Origin of the sequence: Gemmatimonas sp. (genome assembly GCF_036405635.1) — a bacterium.
Taxonomy (GTDB): Bacteria; Gemmatimonadota; Gemmatimonadetes; order Gemmatimonadales; family Gemmatimonadaceae; genus Gemmatimonas.
In genome coordinates this window covers 1-23,245 of record NZ_DASWXE010000014.1, presented here as the reverse complement: position 1 = coordinate 23,245, position 23,245 = coordinate 1, and the positions used below count along the sequence as shown (strand labels likewise).

Below are 23,245 nucleotides of genomic sequence, written 5' to 3'. Positions count from 1 at the left end.
GTGGTACCGCCCAGCAACTCTCCGATCGCATAGAGGAGGTTGATCTCCTCGTAGCGCTCAGCCAGCTCGCGCGTGGCACCGTCGCGCTCGCGCGTGATGCGCCGCACCAGGGGTAGCAGGCGTCCCAGCAGGCGATCAACATCGGCCGCCGGCCCACCCGCCGCGGCTTGCAGGGCCACCGTCTCGTCGGCCTCGACGAACAACCAGCCCACACTTTCGCCGGTGTTCACCAGCTGCGCGTGCAGTTGATGCGAACGGGCCCACGACGCGACGTCCCAGGCCTGCGCGCAGGAGGTGGTGCGTTCGGCAAACACGCTCGACGACGCCCCAAGCAGGGTGGGCGCCACCGAACCTTCACGTCGTTCCCAGATGGCCGCCTGCCGCCCAGTGGCCTCGAGAAACGCGGCCAGAAGGGCTGCGACCTCGTTCATGCGCGATACAGCACGAGACGGAGACGATGACCGCACTGGCCATCGCGACGGGCGTTTTCGATGTGGTCCATCAGGTTCCGCATCAGAAACACGCCGCGGCCATGCTCACGCTCAAACCAGTCGGCGTCGTCGGGCGATTGCTGGAGCTGCTGGAGATCGAAGCCCTCACCCTCATCGCACACGTCCACGACCAGGCGCTGCTCGTCCACGTCGACCGTGATTTCCACGTGTCGCGTGGCGTCGCTGTCATTGCCCCGCAGAATCGCATTGGCCATCGCTTCGGTGACCGCCACCGGCACATTCAACCCACACTGCTTGGAAGAAAACCCGGCATCGCGGCACAGAGTGACAATGTCCTCCACCACCGGCGGAATCACCGTGAGTTCGGACGACAGCACCCAACACCGCGACATGTGCTTCACCGGATCACATTCCACGTCAGCTGACACGAACGGCGTGAGCACGGGCGCGCCATCGTCCGTCCGGGGGTGTGCAGCCGGGGCGAGTCGACTGGCCACCAATCAGCGCGAGGCGAGGGCGTCGGCACGCGACGGAAACAGCGGAAAGAGCGCATCAAGCCGAGTCAGCTCGAAGAGCGTCCGCAGGTCGTCATTGAGCCCGACCAAACGGAGATCACCGCCCACATCGCGCAGGCGTCGGCTCAGCGAGACCAGCGCACCCAACCCTGAGCTGTCGATGTAGCCGGTGTGCGTGAAGTCGACGATGACGATGCGCACGCCCTGATCCGCGGCGTCGAGGATCGCCTGCTTGAATTCCTGCCGGTTGGTCACGATCAGCTGGCCGTCGACCGTCACCGTCAGCACATCATCTGCGCGGTCCAGTGTGAAGCTCATTTCGTGCTCGCAGACTGAAGGATTCAGGGAGCGGCGTCCGCGGCCTGGAGGGCCGTGATCGCGGCGACATGCACAATGTCGTCTGCCGTGGCCCCCCGGGACAAGTCACTGCAGGGTCTGGCCAACCCTTGCAAGATGGGCCCGATGGCCGTACCGCCTGCCAACCGCTGGGTCAGCTTGTACGCGATGTTACCCGCGTCGAGGCACGGAAACACCAGCACATTGGCTACCCCGCCGGCCGCTTCGCCGGGCGCCTTGCGGCGGGCAATGTCACCGATCAGGGCAGCATCCACCTGCAACTCCCCCGACACCACCAGGGATGGGGCCGCGGCCCGCACCAAGGCCACCGCTTCACGCACCTTACTCACCGACGGGCCGTCTGCACTGCCCATGGTGCTGTAAGAAAGAAACGCCACGCGCGGCTCGTCGCCCACAATTCGTCGGCGGTCTGCAGCCGCCGATAGCGCAATATCGGCCAGCTGTCGCGCATTGGGATCGGGAATCACCGCGCAGTCGGTGAACGTGAGCACCTCACCTTCCCCACTGCGAAACGGCGGTACGATCAGGTAGAACGACGAAGACACATTGCGCACCCCGCTGGCTGCGCCGATCGTCCACAGCGCAGCCCGCAACACATCAGCCGTGGTGTGCACCGCGCCGGCCACGCACCCATCGGCTTCGCCCATCGCCACCAGGGAGTCGGCGAAGTACAGGGGATCGCGGGCGAGACGCTCGGCGTCTTCCCGCACCAACCCCTTGTCACCGCGCCGGGCCAGCAGGTGCGCCACCACCCGCTCATGGCGAGGATCGGTCAGGGGATCGAGCACGGTACCCGACGTGGGCGTCACCCCCGTGGCGGCGTCACTGCGGCGCACCAGGACCGGCACTACGGACCGCAGCTTCTGCAGCTTGATGACGGCCTGCACCGTGCGAATATCCGTCGCTTCGGGAAACAGAATGGTGCGCGGCTTGGCACCGGCCCGGGCGTGCAGCGACTCGAGAAACGCCGCCGATGCCGCTGATGCTCCCTGCCCGACGCCGCTCATGCGTCACCTCGACGCAGCGCCGCGTACCGCTGCTCCATGGCCTCGGCCACCAGCGGATGCACCAACCCCGTCACGTTGCCACCAAACCGCGCCACCTCGCGCACCATGCTCGAGCTGATGTAGGTGGTGTCCAGCGAGGGCGTCATGAAGACCGTCTCGAGATCGGGATACAGGTGACGGTTCATCAGGGCGATCTGAAACTCATACTCGAAGTCGCTCACCGCTCGCAGACCGCGCACGTTGACGCGGGCACCAGTCTCGCGCGCGAAATCGACGAGCAGGCCGCTGAACGACCGTACTTCGATGCGCGGGTCATCACCGACCACATCGCGAATGAAACCGATGCGTTCATCGACCGAAAACAATGGTTGCTTGTTGACGTTGTTGGCCACCGCCACGATCAGCCGGTCAGCGAACGTCAACGTGCGCTTGATGAGATCGTCGTGGCCGTGCGTGATCGGATCGAACGAGCCCGCATACAGGGCGAGCAACGGCGTACGGCTGTCCGAGGAGGACGAACCTGCGGTCGGTGATGGAGTGGACGACATCACGAGAGGGCACGAAAGAAGGTCAACGCGGTGGCCCCGTACCGTCGGGTTTCACCGATGGCCGGCATTACCGTCGCCGACGAATGTTCCACCGCGAACACGGTGGCAAAAGGCACCGCTATCCATAGCTCCGCCAAGCGCAACGCGACCTCGGAGGCGTATGGCGGGTCGGCGAAGGCGATGTCGTATCGTCCCGCATCGAGACCGGCCACGAACCGCGTGGCTTCGTCCCGGTGTACCTGCGCGCCCGGATGACCACCTACCAAGGCGATGTTGTCCTGCAACACCCGCAACACCTTGGGCGACTGCTCCACGAAGTCGCATTCTGCCGCGCCGCGCGAAAGGCTTTCGAGCCCGAGCGCTCCGCTGCCCGCGCAGAGGTCGAGCACCCGGGCATCCGGCAGCAACGGATGCACAATACTCATCCACGCTTCCCGTACACGGTCACCCGTGGGCCGTACGGTGTCTCCCGGTGGTGCGCTGATGCGGCGACCCTTCCAGCGACCGGCGATGATACGCATGGTCAGTCTCCGTGTGAGAAATGCGTGCCGGTCGTCGACTCGCCCGGTCGCACATCGGCCAGCTTGAGCTGGAGGCGCGACACGCCCCGATACTCATCACGCTCGAGCCGAAATGTCAGGTCATACGGACGAGCCACATCGAGACGCGGCATACGCGCCGCCAGGCCCCAGCCGATGCCTTCGAGTGTGCCACCCGGTGTATCGACACTGATGCGCAATCCATCGGTACCGACGCGACGTGTCGGACCGGCAAGTCGCACACCATCAGCGCGGAACGTGGGCGACGGGTTGCCGATGCCGAACGGTTCGAAATGGCGCACCAGCTTCTCCAGCTCATCTCCTACCGCATCGATGGGCACATCGAGATCCACCCGCAACTCCGGCACCAGATCATCTGGCGACAACTGCGCCCGTGCCACGTCGTCAAACCGCTCGGCGAATGCGGGCAATTGCGCCGCATCCATCGTGAGGCCGGCGGCCGCGCGATGCCCGCCGTAGCGCTGGAAGAGATCCGCACACGCGCCGAGGCCTGCGTGCAAGTCGAACGCGTGAATGGATCGACCCGATCCCTTGCCGATGCCATCCTCCACCGCAACGAGCACGGTGGGACGCGCGGTGTGTTCCACGATGCGCGAGGCCACGATGCCGATCACACCGGCATGCCATCCTTCCTGCGCGAGTACAAACCCGACGCGATCGCGCATGCTCGGCGATTCCACCAGGCGCAGCGCGTCGTCAAGCACGGACCGATCGAGTTCCTGACGCGCGCGATTGAGTTCTTCGAGCTCCCGCGCAATCACGTTCGCCTCGTCATCGCGCTCGGCCAACAGCAGTTGCAGTCCCAGACGCGCGTCGGCAATGCGTCCGGCCGCGTTGAGGCGAGGTGCCAGCACAAAACCCACACGACCTGCGGTGAGTGGCTTGGCATCGAGGCCGGAAGAACGGATCAGCGCACGAAGCCCTGGATGCGCACTCTCGGCCAACAGCTTGAGGCCATAGCGCACAAACACACGATTCTCCCCGCGCAGGGGCGCCACGTCGGCAATGGTGGCCAGTGCCACCAAGTCGAGCTGGCGATGCGCGAGATTGGGCGACACGCCAAACACTTCGCACAACGCGAGGGCGAGCTTGTAGGCCACGCCCACGGCCGCAAGATCCTTGTCGGTCGACGCGCAGTTGGGATGGCGCGGGTTGCACACGGCATATGCCGGCGGCATACCGTGGCCTGGCAGGTGGTGATCGGTGACGATCACATCGATGCCCGCCGACATCAATTCGGCCACCGCTCCGTGTGCGCTCGTACCGCAATCGCAGGTGATGACGAGTCGAGCGCCAGCAGCGCGGGCAGCGAGTACACCGGCCGGACCGAGATCGTAGCCATCGGTGAGCCGGTTGGGCACGAATGGCACGACGTTTCGGGCGCCGAGGTCGCGCAGGACGCGCGTCATCAGCGCGGTGGACGACATCCCATCCACATCGTAGTCGCCGTGGACGAAGATGGTTTCCTGCGCGCGCACGGCATCGGCAATGCGCGAGACCGCGCGTTCGGCGTCGTGCAACTGCCACGGTGACTCCACGTGATCCAGGCGCGGACGCAGGAACCGCTTGGCCGCCTCCACGTCGCCGTAACCGCGGTTCACCAGCAACCGGCACACGGGCTCAGGGAGCAACAACCCCTCGACCAGTGCCGACACCGCGTCGAGCGACGGCGGCGGTGCCGTCACCCATCGGGCGTCCGGGCGCAGGGATTGGCGTGGTGTGGGTCGGCTGGTGGTCGTCACGCCCTGAATCTACGAGCGACCACCCGGCCATGGCACCCGAAAGTGCGCATCCATCATCGTGGCTACGCGCCGGACCATCAGGTCCTCATGGCGCGTGATGGCGGCGTCACGCACTCGGCGTGGTGAATCAGCTCACCGGCTCGGCGCGAAAGTACAGCAACACACCACAGGCTTCACAGGGCTCGACGCGCGTGCCGGTGGACATGGGAAGACGCCGCTGCATCGGAATTGCCGTGTCACAGGCGCCGCACGAAAAATCATCATGCAACGGGTGCACCACGATGGTGCGCCGACGGGAGTTCACGCGGTCATACAGCGACAGCAGGGTCTTGCCAACACCCTGCGCCGACACAGCCCGGCGGGCCCGCACTTTCTGGAGATCGCCCTCGATGGCGGCTTTCTCGGCGCCGATCGACGCACGCACCACTTCAAGCTCGCCGGACACCCGCTCGAGTTCCTCGCGATTCCCGGCGACCGCGGCGCGAACGTCCGACACACGGCGCGACGCCGTCAGCAGCTCACTCTCTTCCTCGGCCACAGCCTTGCGCGCCGCCTCGACCTGCGCAGCCGCCGCCGTGGCTTCCTTGAGCTTCTGGGCGCCATCCAGCACGGCAGAGTTCTTCTCCAGTCGCGCCCGATGATCCGCCAACCGGCCTTCGCACGCTCGCAGGCGGGCACTTTCGCGCTCCAGCCCGGCCTCATTGCGCGTGACTTCGGCAGCAGCCTGTCGACGCGATGCCTCGAGCGCGTTGAAGCGTGGCATAAGTGATTCAAGCCGGGCTTCGATCGACCGGATCACTTCGTCGTCCTGCTGCACCGTCAGCAACGCCTGCAATTCCGGATACACCGCGCCTCCAGCAAAATGCTTCGTGGATGCGGCGTCACGGGCGCGAGATTCGCGCCGTGTACACCGCCCTACCTTCTCGGTTTAGTGCGTGGACTGCGTATGGGCAAGAGGCGACGCAATTCAGTCTCCAGTTCGAGACGCTCTCGCATGAGTGTGTCTTTTTCGCCTCGATCATCGGTGCCACGCATCGCTTCGAGTATTTCATCGATGCGATCTTCGAGCACCCGCGCGTCCAGCTTGGTGAGGCTGAGCGTGATATCGGCCGCCTCGGCCTCGAACGGACTACCCTCGGTGAGGTCGCGCAGCACGCGAATGGCATCCTCCGACAGATATGAAGCGACCTGCTCCAGATCCTCATCGAAAGGTATGTCGAGCAGTACCCCAAAGAGCTCGCGATAGGCCGGATTTCGGAAACTCTCCGGCGGATGACGTTCCGCCACCCGTTCAGCGACGCCACGATCAAACAGCATCGCCCGAAGGATAGCGCGTTCCACGGGCTCATCGCTGCGCGGACGCGGTGGAATGGCCGTCACCTTCCACTCCGGTCCTTGCTTGCCCCTGCGGCCCTTCCACGGCGCGCGGGCGGCCTTGTCGGAGGCCGGTTCAGGGAGTGGCGCAGGCTCCTGCGCGTGACCATGCCCCGATCCGTCCTCATACCCATCGAAGGGTGCCTGGCTCGGCGGCGCAAATCCCGCGTCAGACGTGCTCGCTGCACTGGCAGGATTGTGCCTCACCATCGCCGTCGAGCGGCGGCGCTCGGCTTCGTCCTGCGCCTCCGCTTCAGTAGCGATAGCGCTCTTGTCGAGACGTGTGATTTCGGCGAGACGTGCCATGTACAAATCGCGCGTCAGCGGATCCACCGCGGCCCGAATGGTGGGCAGGAGCTTGTCGACGGCCCGTCGGCTGCGTCGCAGATCACTGAACCAACCACGGCGTTCCAGCAGCTGCACCTGACGGTCGAAGAGATCAATGGCCTGTGAAAGCTGAGCTTCCATCGCGCCGCGTCCATGTCCGCGCACGAAGGAATCGGGATCCTCGCCATCCGGCAGCGTGACGACGCGTACCGCGGCCTTCTCCCGCAGGAGCTCCATGCCCGAGCGGAAGGTGGCCTTCTGACCTGCCTCATCGCTGTCATACAGCAGGAAGATCTCGGACGCATAGCGCACGAGCAGCTTCGCCTGCTCCTCAGTCAGTGCCGTCCCCAATGGTGCGACCACTTCTTCGATGCCGGCCAACGCCAGTCGGATAGCGTCGAGATATCCCTCCACTACAATCGCGCGCTCAGCGCGACGCATCGCCTGCTTGGCCGTGTGCAGTCCGTAGAGAGTGCGGCGTTTCTGGAAGACCGGTGATTCGGGACTGTTGAGATACTTGGGTTGATCGTCGCCCATGGCCCGACCGCCGAATCCCACGGGTCGGCCAAGTTCGTCGTGAATGGGAAACATCACACGGCCACGAAAACGCACACGCGGCTCAGTCTCGCCCTCGCGCAGTGCGAGGAGGCCCGCCTCGATCAGTCGCGCATCGTCGTGCCCCAGTGAATGCAGGTACCGACGGAGTGCCTGTGCATCGCGAGGTGCAAAGCCGATTCCAAACCGCTGCCATGCCGCGGCATCGAGCCCGCGTTGGGCGAGATACGCGCGCGCGTCACGGCCGGCCTGTTCATCCAACAGCTGCCGCTGGAACCATTCGGATGCCGCAGCCAGTGCTTCGTGGTTGGGGGCGTTGGGATCCTGGACCGGCGCGCGTCGCGGCGTATCGATGACTTCGATGCCAACCTTCTCGCCGACGTACTTCACCGCGGCCGGCCAGTCGAGCCCGAGACGCTTGCGCAGAAACGTGAACACGTCGCCGCTCTCGTGACACACGAAGCAGTGGTAGCTGCCGTGGGACGGGGAAACTGAGAAGTTGGGGTTCTTGCCCTGATGGAAGGGACAGGGCCCGCGCCATGTGCCGCCGGAACGCCGCAGCGGCACATACTCGCTGATGATCTCGACGATATCCGCAGCGGACCGGACCTGCTCGACCAGTTCGTCGGCGATCATGCGTGTACACGCACGTGAAGGGACCGCACGAGAAGGGCCATTGGACGAATCAACGTCCGGTCATGCCAGTTCGGCAACTGTCACGCCGGCGCCACCCTCGTTCCAGGCGCCGAGGCGGAATCCGGTCACCCGGGTGTCCTTCTTGAGCATCTCGCTGACCCGTGACCGCAATGCTCCGGTGCCCTTGCCGTGAATGATGCGCAACTCGCGCAGGTCGTTGCGCACCGCCGCATCGAGCGCTTGCAGCACCTGATCATCCACCTCATCCACACGCAGGCCACGCACGTCCACTTCACGAACAGGCTCCACCTCGGGCACGTCGCCCATGATGGACAGCTTGAACGTCGGCGCAGGCGCCGTTGCAGACCGGGTGAGTGTGCGCAACGGCACCGTCACCGTGAGTGAGCCGACGGCCACGCGAGCATCCTGCCCCCGCACGGACACAATGCGACCGGTCTTTCCGCCCAGCGTGCTCACCACGACATGGTCGCCCTCGACCAATGGTGCCACGGGCGTGCTACGGTCCCCGCGCACGATGCGACCGAGATTGGGATTGGCGGCCGCCGCCGCCGCGCCGCGCTTGGCATCCACACGAGCCCGATCGCGTTCGCCACGCACATCGACATGCGCCACCGCGTGCCCCTGTTCGGCGGCCGCCTCTTCGATGGAACGCCGCGCGGCCCGCGCCGCCTCCTCGAAGGCCTCACTCTCCGTCTGCGCCTGCCGCTTCACGTCGGCAATGGCGCGCTCGACCTGCCCCCGGGCCTCGAGCAGGTATCGGCGCGCATCCTGACGTGCCGTCCGCTCAGACTCGCGCTCCCGCTCGCGCACCTTGAGCTCGCGATCGCCCACGGTCGCCAGGCGGGCACGAAGCTTTTCCTGCTCGATCTCCATCAACCGTTCGCGATCGGCGAGCAGTGCCTCGCGCGCTTCGACATCGGCCAGCAGCACGGCCATGTCGCGCTCGCCAGTGGGCAAACGCTCTTCCGCGCGTTCGATCACGGCTTCGTCGATGCGCAGGCGCCGCGCGATGCTGAGCCCATAGCTGCGCCCCGGCACGCCCTTGAGCAGCCGATAGGTGGGCGCCAGCTGCACCGCGTCAAACTGCAGCGAGGCGTTCACCACACCGCTCACGTCCGTCGCGAGCAGCTTGAGCTGTCCAAGGTGCGTCGTGGCGAGGGTGAGCGTTCCACGGCGCGTCAGTGTCTCGAGAATTGCGCCGCCCAACGCAGCGCCCTCGGCGGGATCGGTGCCCGACCCGAGTTCGTCGATCAACACGAGTGAAGACGGTGTCGCCGAGCGCAGGATCTCTCCGAGATTCTTGAGGTGCGCGCTGAAGGTGGAGAGACTCGCTTCGATGCTTTGCTCGTCACCGACATCAGCAAAGAGATCATCGAAGACGGCGAGGTGACTGGTTTCGCCAACCGGCGCGGGGATGCCGCACTGCGCCATCATGCTGATCAGACCAATGGCCTTGAGCAGCACGGTCTTGCCGCCAGTGTTTGGACCGGACACGAGCATGGTGCGCTCGTCGGCATGCAGTGTGAGGTCGAAGGGCACAACCGCAGTGCCCTTGGCCTGCAGCAATGGGTGCCGCCCATCGACGATGCGAAAGCCTTCCGCCGGATCACCGAATGTGACAAACGCGCACTGCGCCTCGATGGCGTATCGGGCGCGGGCGTACAGCGCATCAAGCGCGACCAGTGCATCGTAGGCAGCACCAATGGCGTCGTGGTACGGGCGGATCTCGTCGGTGAGTGCACGCAGCACACGCTCCACCTCGCGCTGCTCTTCGATCTCGAGTTCGCGGACGCGATTGCCAAACTCCACGGCCGCCGGCGGTTCGACGAAGATGGTCGCGCCTGTGCCGGAGCTGTCGTGCACGATGCCACCCACATATCCGCGGGCTTCGCGGCGCATGGGCATCACCCACCGTCCATTGCGCATCGTGACCGACAGGTCGCTCACCTGATGATGTGTCTCGAGCTTACCCATTTCGCGCTCGAGCAGCCGGACGAGCTGGCCCTCCGTTTCCCGGAGTTCGCGCCGCACTTTGCGGAGCGCCGGCGAGGCATCGTCACGCACGGTACCGTCTTCACCGATGGCGCGTTCGATCGCGTGCTCACGAGGCTCGAGGTCCACCAACGCCTCGGCGTAGCGCACCAGGTAGGCCAGCATGATGGCGGGCCGGCGCGGATCGCGCAGCGTGGCGCGTGTGCGTCGAGAGGAGCGCAGCAAGGTGGCGCCCTGCAACAGCTCGTGCGCTGTCCAGGACAGGCCTTCGATGCGCAAACGGCGCAGCGGTTCACCGATGTCTGGGATGGGCTCTGTGGGCCATCCCAACTCGGACGTGATCAGCGCACGCACCGCACGCACACGGGCGTGCTCGGATTCGATCCACTCACGGTCCGTACGCGGCGCTAGCGCGCGAACGGCGGCGGCGCCAGGAGCCGACGTGGCCCGTCCTGCGACGTGCGCCAGGAGACGGGAGAACTCGAGAATGCCGAGGGCGTGCGCGTTCATGACCACCTGCGGAACTGCAGCTGCGTGCGCTGCGAAGGGAGAGACACGGATATGGCGGTTCGTACCGCGGGCGCCCGTGTCACCAGCCGGTTACTTCCCGGCGAGTTCCTCGCGCGCGATGGCATTGATCACACCGCCATCCACTCGACCCTTGAACGCCGGCATGACACGTCCCATCACGGCGCCCACATTGCTGGCGCCTGCAGCGATCGCTGCAACCACCGCTGCACGGATTTCCGCCGGGTCGACCTGCGGGGGGAGGTAATCCTCCAGCAGGACCACCTCCTGCTGTTCCTTCTCGAGCAGGTCAGTGCGGCCAGCCTTGCCGTACATCTCGACAGATTCGCGACGCTTCTTGATGCCCTTGCGGATGACGTCAGTGACGTCGTCGTCAGAGATAGGCCGTGACAATTCCAGCTCGCGATTCTTGACCTCGGCGATGATCATGCCGAGGAGGAGGACGCGATCCTTCTGTTGTTCGCGGCGAGCCGTAGCCTGATCTCCTTGCAACCGCGCCAGCAGCGAAGCGCCGCTGGCGTCCACAGGACTGCTCACCCGTGGCGGGTGCGGCGGTTCTTCCGAACGGCGGCGTTCATCTTGCGCTTACGACGCTCCGACGGCTTCTCGTAGTGACGATGCTTGCGCAGATCGGACAGGATACCGGCCTTCTCGCACTTCTTCTTGAAGCGCTTGAGTGCCCGCTCGAAATTCTCGTCCTCGTGGATGATGACTTCCGACAAACTGAACCTCGGTGTGGCCTTCGGAGACTGTCCGCCGCGCACGATCGGGATGTAATCATGCGGATCGCGGACAAAATGATGGAACAGCCCTGTATCCTAGGGGATTCGTAGCCCCGGGTCAACCCGGCGGCCAATGCATCTGACGACCGCCAAGCACATGGAAATGCAGGTGTTGCACGGTCTGGCCACCGTCCGCCCCGATATTGGTGACGACCCGGTAGCCGCCGTCCGCCAACCCTTCGCTTTTTGCCACCTCAGCCGCCAACGACAGCACCGCGCCCAACTCGACAGCGTCCTCCGCCGTGGCCAGTGAGTCCACGTGGCGGGTGGGAATCACCAGCAGGTGGGACGGAGCCTGCGGATGCAGGTCCCGGAACGCCAGCGCCTGCTCGGTCCTGGCGATCACGGTGGCCGGGATTTCCCCCGCCACGATCCGGCAGAAGATGCAACTGGGGTCACTCATCAGGTGTCACGCTCCCCCGCCCGAGGGCGGTCCGGGCAATGGCCAATGCCGCCACCGCGGCCGTTTCGAAACGCAGGATCGTCGGTCCCAGCGAGCGCCGCCGGAACCCCGCCTGCTCCAGATCATCGATCTCGTCCGACTCCAGCCCACCCTCAGGGCCGACGGCAATGACGACCGGCGCCACCAACGGCGCGACCGACGGCCCGACCAAGGGCTCACCATCCGGGTCGAGCACAATCCGGTCGCCTGCGGGGGCGGCCAGAATGGCGCGCTCGAGGTTCGCCTCGGGAAATGGCTGGGGAAGCCAGGCGCCCTCGGACTGCGCCAGCGCCCCCTCCATGCGGGCACGGACCTTGGCCTGAAAACTCACCCCCTCGCCGCGCGGCGAGACACTGCGCGATCGGCGCCACATCACCGGACGCCAGCTCGTCACTCCGAGCTCCGCCGCCTTTTCGGCCAGCCACAGCATGCGATCCCGATCCGCCACCGGCACCAGCAGGTGCACCGCGGGCAGCGGCGACACGGTGGTCGCCTCGGTGATCTCCACATGCGCCTGCGTCTTGGATATGCGCACCAGCTGCCCTGCCCCGATGCTGCCCTGCCCGTTCCGTACACCGATCACGGCGCCCGCATCGAGGCGGAGCACACGGATATGACGGACTGCGCCCTCGTCGAGCGCCAGCGTGGCGCCCACCGAGATGGCGTCGGCCACGACAAACTGAGGACGCCCGGCCGCTACGCCCGCACGATCGACACCGACCACCAGATGTCCTCCGCGTCCTCTTCGAAGATGGTCCAGCCGTGCGCCGCCAACACCTCCACCATGGTGTCGCGCTCCTCGCGCAGGATGCCGCTCAGAATCGCCGATCCGTCTTCGGTGAGCGCCATGCCGATCACCGGCAGCAACTCGATGAGCACCGACGAGATGATGTTGGCCAGCACCAGTTGAACCGGTGCGACCAGCGGCAGCAGCGAACCCGCGTCGCCTTCGAACACATGCACGATGCCTGTGACGCCGTTGCGCTCGACGTTGGCTTCGGCATCGGGAATAGCCTCTCCGTCCAATTCGATCGCGTAGACACGCGCCGCGCCCAGCTTCGCTGCGGCGATGGCCAGTACCGCGCTGCCCGCGCCCAGGTCGGCCACGGTGCTACCAGGCCGCAGACGCCGCGGCATCAGGCGCACCACGCCGCGCGTGGTCGCGTGCTCGCCAGTGCCAAACGCCATCCCGGGCTCGATGACAATGGTGCGGGCCGGATCGAGTTCCCCCGCCAGCCAGGGCGGCGCCACGGTCAGGTCACCCAGCTGGTGCGAACCGATCCGCGACTTCCACGCCTCGCTCCAATCGATATCGGCCACGGGCGCAGTCTCGATCACCACCAGCTCGTCGGCCTCGGTCAGTGCGAGATGCACGGCCTCGAGATCGGTGCCCGGTGGAAAATGCGTCACGAGCGCGGAGAGGTCTTCATGCACACCCTGCGCACCCACTGCAAACAGCGCGGCCATGCAGGCCTCGCGTGCGCCAGTCGTGTTGGCGTCGGGCGTCACCCGCACACTGATCCAGCGTTCTCCGGTCTCAGGCACGCAGCGCTTCCTTCATCTTCGACCAGAATCCCTTCTCACGCTGCTGGGGAGCCTGACCCTGCAGGGAAGACAGCCGTTCGATCGTCGACTTCTCCTCCCCGTCGACGGTCTGCGGGGTCCAGAGCTGCACCTTCACATGCAGGTCGCCGGTGCCCGAGGCATTCACGCGCGGCAAGCCTCGGCCGCGCAGATGAAACACGGTACCGCTCTGCGTGCCCGACGGAACCCGCAAGGAGAGTTCGCCCGTCACGCCCGGTACGCGGATGTCCGCGCCGAAGACGAGCTGCGGGTACGTCACGAGGGCTTCGCAGAACAGGTCTTCGCCATCGCGTTCAAAGCGATCGTCGTCCTCCACCTCGAACACCGCCAGCACATCGCCGCGCGTGCCGCCGCGAGGGCCCACGTTGCCCACGCCACGCAGCGTCATGTACTGCCCGGTGGCCACGCCAGCCGGGATCTGGATCTTGAGCGTGCGTTCGGCGCGCACGCGCCCCTCGCCACGGCACTTCTTGCACGGCGACGCCACCACCACGCCTTCGCCTGCGCAGGTGGGGCACGGTGCGACCGACACGAACTGCCCGAAGAACGAGCGCTGCGCACGGCGTACTTCGCCCGCTCCACCACAGGTGCCACACGACTGCGGCTTGGTGCCCGGCTCAGCGCCGGATCCTTCGCACTTGTCACACGAGTCGAGGACTTTCATCACCACGGTCTTCTCGGCGCCAGTCGCGACCTCGGTCAGCGTGAGCGAGAGTGGCACCTTGATGTCGGCGCCCGTGCGTGGTCCCGAGCGACGGCCACCACCGGCGGCGCCACCGAACAGGTCACCAAACCCACCGAAGTCGCGCATGAAGATGTTCAGCGCTTCGGACAGGTCGACGTGTTCGTATGCCGACTGCGCGCTGCCGCGAAGGCCCGCCTCGCCGTAGCGGTCGAAGGCCGCGCGCTTCTGCGGATCCCGCAACACATCGTACGCCTCGGTGATCTCCTTGAACTTCTCTTCGGCCTCCTTCGCGCCCCCGTTGCGATCGGGGTGCCACTGCATCGCCAGTCGGCGATAGGCCTTCTTGATATCGTCGTCGGAGGCGTCGCGCGGTACACCAAGCACCGCGTAAAAATCTGCCATGTGCGAAATCCCTGAGAAACACGAATTGCGCCGCCACGGCCCCGGTCAGTCGGGAAGCCGCTGCGGCATGCTCCAGCCCTGAAATATCGACAATTCCCCCGTCAGGGAGGAGTGCCGCCAGGAGGCTAACAGAGCAGGTCTGAGACCAGCCTGGACGTGTGCTCGACGAGCGAGATGACCTTCTCGTAGGGCATGCGGGTGGGGCCGATGACCCCAATCACCCCGCTCAGGGAGCCAGCGTGATAGCCGGCGGTCACCACGGTGAACGGCTCCAGTTTCGGGTCCCCGTGCTCGTTGCCGATGGTGATGGACAGGCCCGGTCCGCCCGGGCGTTCCTCCAGGAGGGTGGCAATACGCTGGCGGGTTTCGGTCAGCTCGATGAGCTGGCGCATACGCTCCCCGGTAGCAAACTCCGGCTGATCGGCCAGCAAAGAAGCCTTGCCCAGCACCACGGTCTCAATGGGTTCCGCGGACACTCGGCCGAACACCTGTTCACCTTCCTGCAGGAAGATGTTGAGCAGTTCCGCCGTCTCCGGGGTGGTCTGCACATCGCGCAATCGCGCGGCCAGCGATGTGCGCACCTGCGCGAGGGTGAGACCCGCCAGGCGTTCATTGAGCACAATGGTGACGCCGATGAGGGCCTCGTCGGCAATGATTCCCGGCACTTCCACGAAGATCGTGCGCACCGCGCCGCCTGTCAGGCTCAAGACCATCAGCAGGCGGTCGGACGACACGCGCACCAATTCGACCTGACGCAGCGCGGCGCGATCGAGGCGTGGTCCGAGCGCGACGCCCAGTTCCTGCGTCAGGATGCCCAGCGACTGCGCTGCACGACGGAGGATGGTTTCGATCGCTGACCCCCCTGCCGTGATCTCCGCCTCGAGCTGACGCTGTTCGGGCGCGGTCAGCGGGTCGATGCGCATCAACGAATCGACATAGGTGCGATACGCCTTGTCGGTGGGAATGCGCCCCGCTGACGTGTGCGGGTGGAAGAGAAACCCCTTGTCCTCGAGGTCACTCATCGTGTTGCGGATGGTGGCCGGCGAGATGCCCAGCCCGAACTGCCGTGACAACGTACGTGACCCCGCCGGCTCCGCCGTCGCGACGTAGCTCTGAATCACCGCTTCGAGGACCCGTCGCTCGCGCTCCGAGAGTTCCGCACCATGCGCCATGAGGTGAAGCCTACGAAGTGCCGCGAAACGCTGTCAAGTCGGCAGCGAGTGCATCGAGGCGCAACCAGCCCATTGGTGTGCAGGTGAGGTGATCTGTGTCGTGTACATTGGCCCACCCCGCATCGAGCCACCGAGACACGTGGGCACGTTCACTGGCATCGATCTGCAATCCATCGACGGTGCGAAGGCCCAGGTACACCGATTCAGCCACGCGGTTCTCCTGCGTCAGCACTTCCTCCCCGGCGCGTGGATCCCGTCCCTCGTTGACCTGCCGCAACCAGGCAGCGTAGGCGGATTCATTCCAGCGGCGACGCGCACCGTCGTATCCGTGCGCTGACGGACCCACTCCCAGATACGGCACGCCGAGCCAATAGGCGCTGTTATGACGCGCTCGGCGTCCAGGGCGCGCGTAGTTGGAGACTTCGTAGTGCTCGTATCCGGCTTGTACGAGACGCTCGTGTGCTTCGAGAAACTCGTGCTCGTAACGTTCCTCGCCGGCTTCATGGACATCACCGCGCGCGCTCCACCGACCGAGCGGTGTGTGGGGTTCGACGGTCAACCCGTAAAGGGACACATGATCGGCCCCCAGTGCGATGGCCTGCTCGAGGTCGTGCGTCCACGAGCGCACGATGTTGTCCGGCGTGGCGAAAATGAGATCGATGGAGTGGTCGTGTATCCCACCCTCCCGCGCGGCCGCGACGGCGCGTTTGGCGGCATCGGCATCGTGCACGCGGTGCATCCAGTGCAGCACCTCGTTGTGAAAGCTCTGCACGCCAATGCTGAGCCGGTTGATGCCTGCAGCCCGCCACCGCCGGACACTCTCCACGGAGATGTCCTCCGGGTTCGCCTCCAGTGTGACCTCAGCGTCATCGTCCCATGTGCAATGCTCACGCATCACGGCCAGCAATGCCTGGACGCCATCAACACCCAATCGGGAGGGCGTGCCTCCACCGAAGTACAGGGTGCGCAGTGCGGGACGATCACCACCCAGCTGGATGGTCAGTTCACGACGCACACCGTCGACGTACTCCTGCCAGGGCACCTCCCGTCGCACTGCAATGGCAAAGTCACAGTAGCTGCAGCGCCGCGCGCAGAATGGCACGTGCACATAGACGTGCTCGTACTCGGGAACTCGGCCTATGCCCGAATTCAGCGAGGGTGTTGCATCGGGCGCCTCTTGCGCGGCCACAGCGCTCATGTCGTGAGGAGCGTTGGGCGAATGCGTCCTGTTGCATCGAACGCGAGCAGCCCGTCGATCTCCAGCAGTGCCAGAACGGAGGTGACATCACGCGTGGCGAGGCCCGTCATCCGTGCCACATCGGCGGTGGTTTGCGCCCCCCGCTGCACGGCGTGCCAGCACTGCGCAGACACACCATCGAGTGCGGGACCGTGCGCTGGTGCAGGCACCATAGCGAGCAGGCGCAACACGTCATCCGGTGCGAGAATGGGCTCCGCGTGCGCCTTGAGCAGCGCGTTGCTGCCGCGGGCCGTCGGTACATCGATGGCGTTGGGCACGCACGCGACCGTACGTCCGAGCTCCAGGGCGTGATCGGCCGTGATGAGCGCCCCACTGCCCTCTCCAGCCTCCACCACCACCGTGATATCGGCCAGTGCTGCAATGATGCGGTTGCGGCGCGGAAACGTACCGGCGTGACCAGCGTCGCCGGGCACCTGCTCGCTGAGCACGAGGCCTTCGTGGGCAATGCGCTCCTGCAGCATCCGATGACCGCGTGGGTAGGCGATGTCAATGCCGGTACCGAGCACGGCAACGGTTCTGCCTGCAGCTGCGAGCGCCGCTTCATGGGCGGCGGCATCGATGCCACGGGCGAGTCCACTGACCACGCAGATGCCGGCGCGCGCGCACGATGTCGCAATGGCCTTCGCGACACGGAGCCCGTAGTCGGTCGCGGTACGCGTGCCTACGATCGCGACGGCCGGTGCAGCGGCGATGTCCATCGAGCCGCGGGCGAAAAGTACCGCCGGTGCATCACGCAAATCCCGGAGACGCTCCGGATAGTGCGCGTCAGTGATTGCCACCACGTGGGCGCCACTGCGTTCGGCGAGCCGAATGCTCTCGTGCGCGCTGACTTCGGCCACCTGACACGCGGAAGGGTCTAATGATGCCAGCGCGTTCTGTGCGCTGCCGTGAGATTCCACCAGCGCGCGCACGCCCACATCACCGAGCCTCGGCACTGCCTGAAGGATCAGGCAGGCGAGGGCTTCAGGGGAGCAGCTGTGCATCCCGCAGAGGCTGTTCCGCGGCCACGCGCATGGACAGGAGCTGGCGCCACCAACCGTCGAGCATGGTGTCGAGACCCATGCGACCGGCGCCGCTGATGGCGTAAAGCCCGAATGCCGATCCGGCGTCGATCTCGGGGATGTAGTGCTCGCCGAGGAGGTCGAGCTTGGAGAAGACGACGCAGAAGGGCTTTGCCGCAAGTTCCTCGGAGTATGCCGCCACTTCGTGCCGCAGCTGGTCGAGCTCTGCCTGCCAATCCATCGCATCGATGGGGATGAGGAAGGCGAGGAGGCGCGTGCGTTCGATATGTCGCAGGAACTGCAATCCAAGTCCCTTGCCTTCGTGTGCGCCCTCGATGATACCGGGAATGTCGGCGACGACAAACGAGCGGTGATCGCTGAGGGGGACCACGCCGAGGTTGGGCGAAAGCGTGGTGAAGGGATAGTCAGCGATTTTCGGGCGAGCGGCGGAGATGACCGAGAGCAGCGTGCTCTTGCCGGCATTGGGCTGTCCGACGAGGCCGACATCCGCGATGAGCTTGAGCTCGAGTTCGAGCGTGCGCACGTCGCCCTCTTCGCCAGGCTGCCATTCACGCGGAGACTGGTGAGTGGCCGTCACGAAAAACGCGTTGCCCTTGCCGCCGCGTCCGCCCTTGGCCACGAGCACGGTATCGTCGTGCTCCATCACCTCACCGAGGAGCTCCTTGGTGCGGGAATCCCGAATGATCGTACCGGGTGGCACGGGCAGGACCACATCGTCACCTGAGCGTCCGGTGCGGTTGGAACCCTCGCCATGTTGTCCGCGCTCAGCCTTCCACGAATCGCGGTAGGTGTAGTCGAGCAGCGTGGTGAGGTTACGGTCCGCGCGCACGATCACATCGCCGCCGCGACCGCCATCGCCACCATCCGGACCACCCATGGGGACGTACTTCTCCCGACGGAACGAGGTCTGGCCTGACCCACCCGTACCGGCTTCGACATTGACGAGAACGCGATCGACGAACATGAGAGACTCTGCGGAATCTGGAGCGAATGATGATGCGGACAGTACGCCGAGCGTGTGGCGGCTCGGATGAAGCGACCTACTTGCCTTGTACCCGGGCCCAGAGTCCCTGATACCGCCTGACATCGTCGGCCGACAGCAGCGGCGCCACGACATCGATGACCGCGCTGACAACCTGCGGCGATGCGCCGGCGTGGAGCGCGCCGTGAAGATGTGAATGCAACTGGCGATCCTGTCGGGCGATGGCGCACGCCGCCACGATGCACAACTCGCGGCGGGCGAGATCGAGTGGTGCCCGCGAGAGCACTTTGCCATAACCTTCTTCGATCATCCACTGGTCGAGCGCCGGGTGTAACTCCCGGATGTTCACCCGCAACTGCTCATAGAACTTGCCGTACACGGTCGAGCATGTCACCTCGCCACTGGCGAGGCGCTCCGCCTGCCCGTCGATGGCTGCGGTATCGACAGTTGGTGCAGCCCGACCCGAGATGCGTCGCCATTCCCGGGTGCCATTGAGCGCGCGCGGGAAGCCCGCGAACAGGTACGTCTGAAGCAGTACCTCCTCCACCCACTCCGGTCGTACGTCATGATGGGCACGCGTCAGTGCTGCTCGCGTGTCTGCCTCACTGCCACCGGCCAGTACTGCGGCCAGGTGCACCAGCACCGCTGTCTCACCATCGAGTGAGGTCAACGTAATATCAGAGATAGCGGGCGCTGTCATCGAAAGATTGCGGTCATGATCAAAATCGTGCTCCGCGCGGGCAGTGCCAGCGCGGGGCCACGTGTTACGCGAACGGCTCGCCGAGCCGGGCTCGGCAAACGCCGACCGTCCCCACCTGCTCACCGCGGGTGTTGCGTACCGGGCGGCGCAGGAAGTCCGCGAGTGGCGACGGAAGCGGGCGCGGCAAGGCCCCGTAAGCATCGAGGAGTGCGAGCGCGGCGGGAAACTGTGCCCGCGGCGATCCATCCTCGACCTTGAGGGCGAACCCGATTTGCTGGTCGACGATGGCGAAGGTGTGGACACCTTCTGCGCCGATCTTGCAGATGATGTTGCCTTGCCCGGCTTCCATCACCAGCGTGTCGAATCGGTCGGTGCCGCCAACCAAAAAGGGCTGACCGGTCATGGCATTGACCACTCGTCGACTGGCGTCATCGCCCATGTGCGCAGCACGCGCGAGACGGGCGTAGGAGAAGGCCATGTTGGCGAGTGGCAAGGCAAAGACCGACACGCCGCACCCATCCACACTCACCCCGAGCTCCGAGTCCGGTACGCCCGTCCATTCGGATACCGCGCGTCGGCAATCACGCTGTACCGGGTGTTCGGCGCGCTCGTAGCCTGCCGTGGCCAGTCCGCCTTGCAACGCGCGGGCCAACATGGCGGAGTGTTTGCCGGAACAGTTGTTGTGCAGACGTGAGGGACGCTGGCCAGCCTCACGCAGCAAGCGTCCTCCGCGCGACGCCAGCGGATCGTGCGGTCCACACGCCAGGTCGCCCTCTTCCAGTCCAAGCCGCTCCAGCATGCGCGCAGCCACGGCCACATGCTCTGGCTCCCCGCCATGCGATGCGCAGGCCAGCGCCAGTTCATCAACGCCCCAACCGAGCGCATCGAGGCCACCGCTCCGGACAAGCGGCATGACCTGAAACGGCTTGGCGCAGGAGCGCCACCAGACTTTGAGTCCGGGGTCGCGGGTAGCATCGAGTAGCACACCGTCGGCATTGACCACGGCGGCGTGTACCCGATGCGTGGACTCCACCAGGTCACCACGCGTGACGGCCACGTCGAGCGCCGCCGCCCCATCCAATCGGGACGTGGCTGGTTTACCGTCGGGTCCGGCATCGCCCGGGACGGGCACGATGCGCACACCGGAGGTCGGCGAGATCAGGGCTTCGGGAATCCACACCAGTGAAAGGTAAACCGCTCCCCCGCCCCCTCCTACGCGCCGGACAACACTGGGGCCCTCTCAGCGCCTGGCCGCGAGAATGGCGCCGGTCAGTACCAGGGCGCCGCCAATCAACGTTGCCGGGCCAGGTACCTCGGCGATACCCGGCAACACGGCGGCGAGCAGAGTGGCGCCGACCGGCTCGCCCAGCACGGTCAGGTTGACGACAAAGGCGGGCAGATGAGCCAGCGCCCAGTTCATCCCGGTGTGCCCCAGCAGCATGGGCCCGAGCGCGAGTCCGGCAAAGATCGCCAACTCCCGGGGCGGCTGCGGCGTGAGCGGTGCCTGAGTGGCGAGGCACAGCACGAGGCACACCACGAACGCTGCCCCGTACACGAGGCCGACGTACGGCCAGAGCGCCAGATGCTGCCGCAGCCGACGGCCGATCAGGTAGTACCCCGCGGCGGTGACTGCGCCGAGCAGCGCGAGACCGTCACCCAGCAGGGCCCGGGAACCGGATCCCGCGCCAAGGAGTGCCGGGCCAACCGCGCTCAGACCACCGGGCACGTCGGCGAGGCCAACCACCAAGGCGCCGATGACGGCGACCACGATCCAGAACCACTGCTTTCGCGTCGCCGGTTCATGCAGCCAGAGGCCCGAAATCGCCGCGATGATGACGGGCTGCAGGTTCACCAGCGCGACCGATGCCGCGACGGTCGTGTAGCGCAGCGACGTATTCCAGCTCCAGAAGTGGAGCGCCAGCAGTACACCCGCACCGGCGGCCAGCGAGAGATCGTTTCGCGACAGGGCGCGCCATGCCCGCCAGCCACCGCCCACCAGCAATGCGATGGCGACGATGATGAGCGAGAAACCCAGCCGCCATGTGGCAATCACCAATGGCGCCGCCTCTGACAGTCGGATCAGTGGCGCGGCAAACGAGATGCCGATCAGCGATGCGGCAAGAACCAGATATGGCGTGCGTGCCGTGGTCGACGACACATGTGGCGGCTCGGCAGGTGCCCGAGAGGTGCTGCTCGATGTCATGGGGCTCCGTGGTCAGGCGAGGCCGTCGCGCCGAAGGTAATCCCGCGTTCGCCGCGGCGCGTGTACTTTCCCCCGCATGCCACCAACCATTGCGCGTGAGCGCCTGGAATCTCTGTTATCGGCGGCCCGTCAGCAGCACGTGGTCATTGTCGGCGATGCCATGCTGGACGTGTACCTCCGCGGCGACGTCGATCGCATCTCCCCGGAAGCGCCGGTGCCCGTGGTGCGGGTCCGGGATCGCAAACTGGCATTGGGCGGGGCGGCCAACGTGGCGCAAAACGTGGCGGCGCTCGGCGCGGGATGCGATCTCGTATCAGTCATTGGCAACGATGCTGCTGGCGCGACGTTGCGAGAGCGGCTCGAAGCAGGCGCCATGCAGGGGCGTTCGCTGGTGACCGTAGATCGCCCGACGACCACCAAGACCCGTGTCATGGCGCGCTCCCAGCAGCTGGTGCGCTTCGATGAGGAAGACGACACCGATCTCTCGGTGCACGATGTACAGCGTGTGCTCGAGGCCATCGAACGCGCACTGCCGCACGCCACGGCGCTGGTGTTCGAGGACTACAACAAGGGTGTGCTGGTGCCGGCCGTGATCGAGGGTGCCATCGCCATGGCCCGTGCGCGACAGCTGCCCATCGTGGTGGATCCGAAGTTCCGCAATTTCTTCTCGTATCGGGGGGCGACGGTGTTCAAGCCCAATCGACGCGAGCTGGAAAGTGCGTTGGGCGCCGCCGTTGATCTCGAGCACCCCGGTGCGCTCCCGGAGACCTTCGCTCGTCTAGGCGTGGACCATTTGCTGCTCACACTCGGCGAACGAGGCATGGCACTCATTTCGTCCGACGGTGTGGTACACCGTGTGCCGACCACGGCGCGCGAAGTCTACGACGTCGTTGGTGCGGGTGACACGGTCACAGCCTACCTGGCCACCATGCTTGCGGCGGGCGCCACGGCGCTCGAAGCCGCAATCGTGGCCAACTATGCCGCGGGCGTCGAAGTCGGGAAACTGGGTGCGGCGACCGTCTCACCCGAAGAAGTGTTGCATGCCTATGACGATCACCGCGGAACTGATGCGGTCTGAAGCGACGCGGTGCATGTTGTAGGAGCAGTCCGAGGTGGAGCATGTTACTTCGCACTGCCTCGTCATCGGTCCGGTAGCTTAGTCGGTCAAAGCGCTCGACTCATAATCGAAGGATCGTGGGTTCAAGTCCCACCCGGACCATCACCGCTACACGGCCTCCGCAGATTTTTGCGCGGGGGCTTCCCCCGCTCTGCTCGGCCCGTTACGTTCTTGGTCCGCCGCAGATGGTTTCAACTTTGTGCGGTCGCAGTAGACGGGCGCGTAGCTCAGCTGGTTAGAGCGCTGCTTTCACACAGCAGAGGTCCGGGGTTCGAGTCCCTG

Annotated in this window: 24 protein-coding genes and 1 tRNA gene; 2 read left to right on the top strand and 23 right to left on the bottom strand. The window is 65.7% G+C overall.

Annotation, left to right across the window (positions count from 1 at the left end; genetic code table 11):
• From VGE27_RS00675 to VGE27_RS00565, 23 genes are all read right to left on the bottom strand, one after another.
• A partial coding sequence (locus VGE27_RS00675) for a hypothetical protein (protein WP_331047698.1) occupies positions 1–431 on the bottom strand: 431 nt, incomplete at its 3' end.
• Positions 428–895, bottom strand: coding sequence for an ATP-binding protein (locus tag VGE27_RS00670; protein ID WP_331047697.1), 468 nt, complete (start codon positions 893–895; stop codon positions 428–430). The genes VGE27_RS00670 and VGE27_RS00675, both read right to left, overlap by 4 nt.
• Before the next feature lie 57 nt (positions 896–952).
• The gene (locus tag VGE27_RS00665; RefSeq protein ID WP_331047696.1) at positions 953–1,285 is read right to left on the bottom strand and encodes an STAS domain-containing protein; all 333 of its coding nucleotides are present in this window, start codon (positions 1,283–1,285) and stop codon (positions 953–955) included.
• Between the two features lie 23 nt (positions 1,286–1,308).
• Positions 1,309–2,331 (bottom strand): phosphate acyltransferase, encoded by a 1,023-nt coding sequence (locus tag VGE27_RS00660; protein ID WP_331047695.1) that lies wholly within the window; start codon positions 2,329–2,331, stop codon positions 1,309–1,311.
• Positions 2,328–2,879, bottom strand: coding sequence for a pantetheine-phosphate adenylyltransferase (coaD, locus tag VGE27_RS00655; protein WP_331047694.1), 552 nt, complete (start codon positions 2,877–2,879; stop codon positions 2,328–2,330). Before coaD ends, VGE27_RS00660 begins: the two co-directional genes overlap by 4 nt.
• The gene (rsmD, locus tag VGE27_RS00650; protein ID WP_331047693.1) at positions 2,879–3,400 is read right to left on the bottom strand and encodes a 16S rRNA (guanine(966)-N(2))-methyltransferase RsmD; all 522 of its coding nucleotides are present in this window, start codon (positions 3,398–3,400) and stop codon (positions 2,879–2,881) included. The genes coaD and rsmD overlap by 1 nt, the downstream gene beginning before the upstream one ends.
• 2 nt (positions 3,401–3,402) lie before the next feature.
• Complete coding sequence (recJ, locus tag VGE27_RS00645; protein WP_331047692.1) at positions 3,403–5,181, bottom strand: single-stranded-DNA-specific exonuclease RecJ; 1,779 nt, start codon at positions 5,179–5,181, stop codon at positions 3,403–3,405.
• A 127-nt stretch (positions 5,182–5,308) separates the two neighbouring features.
• A complete protein-coding gene (locus VGE27_RS00640) occupies positions 5,309–6,028 on the bottom strand; it encodes a hypothetical protein (RefSeq protein ID WP_331047691.1) in 720 nt (239 codons plus the stop codon).
• Positions 6,029–6,096: 68 nt separating this feature from the next.
• Entirely contained in the window at positions 6,097–8,073 is a 1,977-nt protein-coding gene (gene dnaG / locus VGE27_RS00635; RefSeq protein ID WP_331047690.1) for a DNA primase, read from the bottom strand.
• A 60-nt stretch (positions 8,074–8,133) separates the two neighbouring features.
• Positions 8,134–10,596, bottom strand: a complete 2,463-nt coding sequence (locus VGE27_RS00630; protein WP_331047689.1) for an endonuclease MutS2 — start codon at positions 10,594–10,596, stop codon at positions 8,134–8,136.
• Between the two features lie 90 nt (positions 10,597–10,686).
• Positions 10,687–11,139, bottom strand: a complete 453-nt coding sequence (locus VGE27_RS00625; RefSeq protein ID WP_331047688.1) for a GatB/YqeY domain-containing protein — start codon at positions 11,137–11,139, stop codon at positions 10,687–10,689.
• 8 nt (positions 11,140–11,147) lie between these two features.
• Positions 11,148–11,336, bottom strand: a complete 189-nt coding sequence (rpsU, locus tag VGE27_RS00620; protein ID WP_012683383.1) for a 30S ribosomal protein S21 — start codon at positions 11,334–11,336, stop codon at positions 11,148–11,150.
• A 118-nt stretch (positions 11,337–11,454) separates the two neighbouring features.
• A complete protein-coding gene (locus VGE27_RS00615; RefSeq protein ID WP_331047687.1) occupies positions 11,455–11,799 on the bottom strand; it encodes a histidine triad nucleotide-binding protein in 345 nt (114 codons plus the stop codon).
• On the bottom strand, positions 11,792–12,562 hold the full coding sequence (locus tag VGE27_RS00610) for an RsmE family RNA methyltransferase (protein ID WP_331047686.1): 771 nt from the start codon (positions 12,560–12,562) through the stop codon (positions 11,792–11,794). Before VGE27_RS00610 ends, VGE27_RS00615 begins: the two co-directional genes overlap by 8 nt.
• The gene (locus VGE27_RS00605) at positions 12,535–13,383 is read right to left on the bottom strand and encodes a 50S ribosomal protein L11 methyltransferase (RefSeq protein WP_331047685.1); all 849 of its coding nucleotides are present in this window, start codon (positions 13,381–13,383) and stop codon (positions 12,535–12,537) included. The genes VGE27_RS00610 and VGE27_RS00605 overlap by 28 nt, the downstream gene beginning before the upstream one ends.
• Complete coding sequence (gene dnaJ / locus VGE27_RS00600) at positions 13,376–14,509, bottom strand: molecular chaperone DnaJ (protein WP_331047684.1); 1,134 nt, start codon at positions 14,507–14,509, stop codon at positions 13,376–13,378. The genes VGE27_RS00605 and dnaJ overlap by 8 nt, the downstream gene beginning before the upstream one ends.
• Positions 14,510–14,634: 125 nt before the next feature.
• A complete protein-coding gene (hrcA, locus tag VGE27_RS00595) occupies positions 14,635–15,681 on the bottom strand; it encodes a heat-inducible transcriptional repressor HrcA (protein WP_331047683.1) in 1,047 nt (348 codons plus the stop codon).
• A gap of 10 nt (positions 15,682–15,691) precedes the next feature.
• On the bottom strand, positions 15,692–16,879 hold the full coding sequence (gene hemW / locus VGE27_RS00590; RefSeq protein ID WP_331047682.1) for a radical SAM family heme chaperone HemW: 1,188 nt from the start codon (positions 16,877–16,879) through the stop codon (positions 15,692–15,694).
• The gene (gene dprA / locus VGE27_RS00585) at positions 16,876–17,874 is read right to left on the bottom strand and encodes a DNA-processing protein DprA (RefSeq protein ID WP_331047681.1); all 999 of its coding nucleotides are present in this window, start codon (positions 17,872–17,874) and stop codon (positions 16,876–16,878) included. The genes hemW and dprA overlap by 4 nt, the downstream gene beginning before the upstream one ends.
• A 28-nt stretch (positions 17,875–17,902) precedes the next feature.
• Positions 17,903–18,925: a GTPase ObgE gene (gene obgE / locus VGE27_RS00580; protein WP_331047680.1), complete on the bottom strand. Its 1,023-nt coding sequence runs from the start codon at positions 18,923–18,925 to the stop codon at positions 17,903–17,905.
• A 76-nt stretch (positions 18,926–19,001) separates the two neighbouring features.
• Positions 19,002–19,643, bottom strand: a complete 642-nt coding sequence (locus VGE27_RS00575) for a carboxymuconolactone decarboxylase family protein (RefSeq protein WP_331047679.1) — start codon at positions 19,641–19,643, stop codon at positions 19,002–19,004.
• Between the two features lie 64 nt (positions 19,644–19,707).
• Positions 19,708–20,823 carry an asparaginase gene (locus VGE27_RS00570; RefSeq protein ID WP_331047678.1) on the bottom strand — a complete coding sequence of 372 codons (1,116 nt, stop codon included), beginning with the start codon at positions 20,821–20,823 and terminating at the stop codon, positions 19,708–19,710.
• Between the two features lie 60 nt (positions 20,824–20,883).
• Positions 20,884–21,801 (bottom strand): DMT family transporter, encoded by a 918-nt coding sequence (locus tag VGE27_RS00565; RefSeq protein ID WP_331047677.1) that lies wholly within the window; start codon positions 21,799–21,801, stop codon positions 20,884–20,886.
• Between the two features lie 121 nt (positions 21,802–21,922).
• On the opposite strand from VGE27_RS00565, the gene VGE27_RS00560 reads away from it, so the two are divergent.
• Together VGE27_RS00560 and VGE27_RS00555 are read left to right on the top strand one after the other, a co-directional pair.
• On the top strand, positions 21,923–22,924 hold the full coding sequence (locus VGE27_RS00560) for a bifunctional ADP-heptose synthase (RefSeq protein WP_331047676.1): 1,002 nt from the start codon (positions 21,923–21,925) through the stop codon (positions 22,922–22,924).
• A gap of 67 nt (positions 22,925–22,991) precedes the next feature.
• A tRNA-Ile gene (locus VGE27_RS00555) sits at positions 22,992–23,065 on the top strand.
• Positions 23,066–23,245: the final 180 nt, after the last annotated feature.

Excerpts from the sequence above, each read along its gene's own strand:
- VGE27_RS00665 (WP_331047696.1), bottom strand. The coding sequence starts at position 1,285 with ATGAGCTTCACACTGGACCGCGCAGATGATGTGCTGACGGTGACGGTC.
- VGE27_RS00660 (WP_331047695.1), bottom strand. The coding sequence starts at position 2,331 with ATGAGCGGCGTCGGGCAGGGAGCATCAGCGGCATCGGCGGCGTTTCTC.
- coaD (WP_331047694.1), bottom strand. The coding sequence starts at position 2,879 with ATGTCGTCCACTCCATCACCGACCGCAGGTTCGTCCTCCTCGGACAGC.
- rsmD (WP_331047693.1), bottom strand. The coding sequence starts at position 3,400 with ATGCGTATCATCGCCGGTCGCTGGAAGGGTCGCCGCATCAGCGCACCA.
- dnaG (WP_331047690.1), bottom strand. The coding sequence starts at position 8,073 with ATGATCGCCGACGAACTGGTCGAGCAGGTCCGGTCCGCTGCGGATATC.
- VGE27_RS00630 (WP_331047689.1), bottom strand. The coding sequence starts at position 10,596 with ATGAACGCGCACGCCCTCGGCATTCTCGAGTTCTCCCGTCTCCTGGCG.
- VGE27_RS00615 (WP_331047687.1), bottom strand. The coding sequence starts at position 11,799 with ATGAGTGACCCCAGTTGCATCTTCTGCCGGATCGTGGCGGGGGAAATC.
- dnaJ (WP_331047684.1), bottom strand. The coding sequence starts at position 14,509 with ATGGCAGATTTTTACGCGGTGCTTGGTGTACCGCGCGACGCCTCCGAC.
- hrcA (WP_331047683.1), bottom strand. The coding sequence starts at position 15,681 with ATGGCGCATGGTGCGGAACTCTCGGAGCGCGAGCGACGGGTCCTCGAA.
- hemW (WP_331047682.1), bottom strand. The coding sequence starts at position 16,879 with ATGAGCGCTGTGGCCGCGCAAGAGGCGCCCGATGCAACACCCTCGCTG.
- obgE (WP_331047680.1), bottom strand. The coding sequence starts at position 18,925 with ATGTTCGTCGATCGCGTTCTCGTCAATGTCGAAGCCGGTACGGGTGGG.
- VGE27_RS00575 (WP_331047679.1), bottom strand. The coding sequence starts at position 19,643 with ATGACAGCGCCCGCTATCTCTGATATTACGTTGACCTCACTCGATGGT.
- VGE27_RS00560 (WP_331047676.1), top strand. The coding sequence starts at position 21,923 with ATGCCACCAACCATTGCGCGTGAGCGCCTGGAATCTCTGTTATCGGCG.